4 protein-coding genes are annotated in these 3,366 nt (G+C 74.7%); 2 read left to right on the top strand and 2 right to left on the bottom strand.

Annotated elements, in window-relative coordinates; all coding sequences use genetic code 11:
- Positions 1–147 precede the first annotated feature (147 nt).
- Positions 148–1,083, bottom strand: coding sequence for a DUF5829 family protein (locus ABT160_RS46610; RefSeq protein WP_351656401.1), 936 nt, complete (start codon positions 1,081–1,083; stop codon positions 148–150).
- A gap of 263 nt (positions 1,084–1,346) precedes the next feature.
- Here ABT160_RS46610 and ABT160_RS46605 point away from each other — a divergent pair, with 263 nt between their 5' ends.
- Positions 1,347–2,177 carry a VanZ family protein gene (locus ABT160_RS46605; protein WP_502984430.1) on the top strand — a complete coding sequence of 277 codons (831 nt, stop codon included), beginning with the start codon at positions 1,347–1,349 and terminating at the stop codon, positions 2,175–2,177.
- 118 nt (positions 2,178–2,295) lie between these two features.
- Here the strand turns inward: ABT160_RS46605 and ABT160_RS46600 are convergent, their stop codons facing one another.
- A complete protein-coding gene (locus ABT160_RS46600; protein WP_351656398.1) occupies positions 2,296–2,901 on the bottom strand; it encodes an RNA polymerase sigma factor in 606 nt (201 codons plus the stop codon).
- Positions 2,902–3,086: 185 nt separating this feature from the next.
- Between ABT160_RS46600 and ABT160_RS46595 the strand changes: the two genes are divergently transcribed.
- Positions 3,087–3,366, top strand: a 280-nt coding sequence (locus ABT160_RS46595; protein WP_351656395.1) for a hypothetical protein, incomplete at its 3' end; no start/stop codon positions are given.

Raw genomic sequence — 3,366 nt, 5'->3', positions numbered from 1 at the left:
GACGGGGGCCGGGGTCGGGGTCGTGGTCGGAGGGCGAACGGGGCACTGGAGTGCGAGATCCTCGCCCTGCTGCACACCGAGGACGCGCCTCCCCGGCCCGTCCGTCGCGGACCACTCCGCGGATCGCCGAAGGGCCTGCTTCGGGGACTACTTCGTGGACTGCTTCGGGGCGTCGAAGTTCCACACGGCGCGGGCGGCCGGGCCCACGGTCAGGGTCGAGTGGCCGAGCGTCTCGACGTGGCGCTTCGGCACCGAGCGGTTGAGGGACATCTCGACCTGCCGGATGCCCGTGCGCTCGCGCGGCACGGCGTCGAAGCGCAGGGTGGTGCCGCCGCCGGTGGCGACCGCGCCGCCGGCGAAGGTGTGCACGGTGTACCCGCCGGCCTTCAGCAGCGGCACGGTGGCGGCCAGGTCGCGGGCGGTGACGCCGAGGCGGACCGAGGTGACGTCGCGCATCAGGTGCTTGCGGTAGTCGTCGTTGAGGTAGCGCTCACGGCCCACGTCGCCGGGGTAGTTCTCGGGCTCGGTGTTGCTGCGCGGGTCGGCGAAGTACTCGGGCAGGTACTCCATGGCCCAGGCGCCGAAGCCGTCGTACTCGGTGGTGGTGAACACCGCGTCGAACCAGGGCACCGGGACGCCGTCGCCGAAGTCGCGGGTCTGGCGGAACTTCACCGGGCTGGGCACGCCCTCGGCGGGCAGCCGTGCGGCGACGGCCGCGATGTCCCCGGCGCGCTCGGTGGACAGGCCCATGCCGCCCGCGCCGAGCAGCCCGTCCTGGCCGGGCACGTCGCCCACGCCGAAGAGCTCCAGGTAGGTCTCACGGCCCATCAGGTAGCGGCCGGTCCAGGTCTCGCCGCCGGATCCGGTGGTGGTGCGGACCTGGAAGTTGGCGAACTCCCTGAGGTAGGCGGAGTGTTCGATGGCGTCGGCGGTCTCGCGGTCGAAGACGCTGTAGGCGTGGTTGAAGTCCAGCAACTGGCGTCCGGAGCCGCCCTGTTCGGCCCAGGCCGGGCCTGCGGCGAGCGTGCCGGTCACGGCAACGGCCATGACCACGAGCGTGCGGAAGATACGGCGTAGCAGCATGCGCGCGATCGTAGGCGCAAGGCCCGCGCGGCGCACCCGATAAACGACGCACCCGATCAACGGCGGGCCGGCGAACGGCTCGTACGGACAACGGCTCTTACGGACGCGACGAGCGGGGCGGGCCCGGCGCACAGGGCCCAACTCCACGCGCGTTCGCCGCGCCCGCCCCCCGTACATCCCCCGGCGTCTTGGGGGTAAGCGCGGGAGGCGGCCGTCCCCGGGGCCGCACGCCCGATGTCGGTCCGGGACGGAAGGAGAGCTTCATGACCCGCACGCGCACGAGGATCAGCGGCAGGGAACAGGCCGCACGCGCGCCCGAGCGCGACCGCTCCGGACCCACGTGGCGCGAACGGCTGGGCCCGCTCGGGTCGTTGGGGGGCACCCGGAGCGCGTCGAAGGACGCGAGCGCCGAACCCCGGCCCCCTCGGTCCAGGGCGGGCAAGGCCGAGGACCCGGCGAAGCCCGCGCGGCGGGGCGGGTTCTTCCGCGGCGGGAGCGAGGACAGGCCGCCCCGCGCCGGGCGCGAACGCCCCGCCCGGAGCCGGCGCGAACCGCGCGAACGGGCCGGAGGCCGACGGTCGTTCCTCGCGGGGCCGCTGCGCTTCCTCGCGGTGCTGCTCGGGTTCGCCGCGATGGTGGGGTTCGCGTGGGTGCTGGCCCGCATCACGCTCGTGCCCTCGCCCGCCTCCGAGTCGCTGACCCACAACAACGTCCACCCCGGCGAGTCCCTGCGGCTCTACTTCAACCAGCCCGGCTTCCGCGACACCGTGCGCCAGGTCGGCGGCAACCTGCTGCTCGGCGTGCCGTTCGGCGTGCTGCTGCCGGTGCTCGCGCCGAAGACCCGGGGGCTGATCCGCGTACCGCTGCTGAGCGCGGTGGTGATGTTCCTCGTCGAGCTGGTGCAGGGCACCATGATCACGGGCCGGGCCTTCGACATCGACGACGTCATCCTCAACACGGCCGGTGCGCTGCTGGGTTACCTGCTGCTCGGCCGGCGCCTGGGCCGCGCCGTGCACCCGCCGAAGCGCCGCCGCTCGTGGTTCGCCCGCGCCTACCGCGCGGACCCGGAGCCCGAGCCGGACGCGAGGTACTGAACGCGCGTCGTCCGACGACGAGCCCGGTGGGCAGCCCGAAAGGCGCCCCCACCGGGCCTCTTCATGTCGGCATATCGGTATATCGGTGCAGCACGACCCAGGTCCGTACGAGCACGGCTCAGGTCCGTACGAGCACGGCCGGAGGTGAGAGGTGCCGTGCCAGGGCCTTGAGGCCGCGGCGGATGTGGCTCTTGACCGTGCCCAGCGGCAGCCCGGTGAGGCCGGCGATCTGGGTGTGCGTGAGGTCCTGGTAGAAGGCCAGCCGCAGCAGGCTGCTCTGCTGGTACGGCAGGTCGTCCAGGCACTGCGCGAGCAGCAGCCGGTCGGCGGTGCCGGAGGCGGCCGAGGGCTGCGCGGAGGGGTCGAAGTGTTCGGTGGCGGCCTTGACCGCCCTGGCCCGCTGGGTACGGGCGGTGAGCGCGTCGGCGATCTTCTTGCGGGTGATGCCGACGACCCAGGCCTGTACGGGTCCGCGCTCGGGCCGGTAGCCGGCGCGCCCGCGCCAGACGGCGAGGTAGACGGTCTGGGCGACGTCCTCGGCCTCCTGGCGGTCGCCCAGGGTCCGCAGGGCCAGTCCGTGGACGAGGCCGGCGGTGTCCCGGTAGACGGCGGCGAAGGCGTCCAGGTCGCCGTCGCGCAGCCGCGTCCCGAACGCGTCGTCGCCGGTCGCGCCGCGGCCGGGCGGGTTGCCCGGGGCTCCGTCCGGGACGGTGGGGGCGGGCATCGGAATCATCCCCTCTGCTGTGGAGTGCTCACCGAGCGTCCCGAGCGAGGGGCCCCGTCGCCAACATGCAGCGTTTCTGCGTCGTTGTGCGCGACGGCCACCCGCGCGGGTGGCCGCGCGTCCGGACGGGCCACCCGCGCGGGTGCTCGCGCATCCGGACGGCCCCCGGCGCCGGAAGCCGGTACGTGACGGAACACCTCGGTCGGTCGGACCTCGTGGACCTGGCGACGGGCCGGGTGGTCCCCGACGCGCGCTGCCTGCGGCACCTGGAGCGGTGCGGCCCGTGCCGGGACCGGATGGCGGAGGGCCTGCGCCGGGCGGGCGCGGAGCCGCCGCCGGGGCTGTGGCCCGCGGTCCTGGCCTCGGTCGAGCGGGAGGCCGCGACGGGCGGTGCCCGGCCGGACGCGGGGGCGCGGCGGGACGACCAGGCCGGTGCCGCCGATGACCTCGACGACCGCGCCGACG

The sequence above is a fragment of the Streptomyces sp. NPDC001941 genome (genome assembly GCF_040296945.1).
GTDB lineage: Bacteria > Actinomycetota > Actinomycetes > Streptomycetales > Streptomycetaceae > Streptomyces.
This window is presented reverse-complemented; position numbering and strand designations above follow the sequence as displayed.

What these genes read in the sequence shown, in the direction of transcription:
- ABT160_RS46605 (WP_502984430.1), top strand. Translation starts at nt 1,347, where the DNA reads ATGACCCGCACGCGCACGAGGATCAGCGGCAGGGAACAGGCCGCACGC.
- ABT160_RS46600 (WP_351656398.1), bottom strand. Translation starts at nt 2,901, where the DNA reads ATGCCCGCCCCCACCGTCCCGGACGGAGCCCCGGGCAACCCGCCCGGC.
- ABT160_RS46610 (WP_351656401.1), bottom strand. Translation starts at nt 1,083, where the DNA reads ATGCTGCTACGCCGTATCTTCCGCACGCTCGTGGTCATGGCCGTTGCC.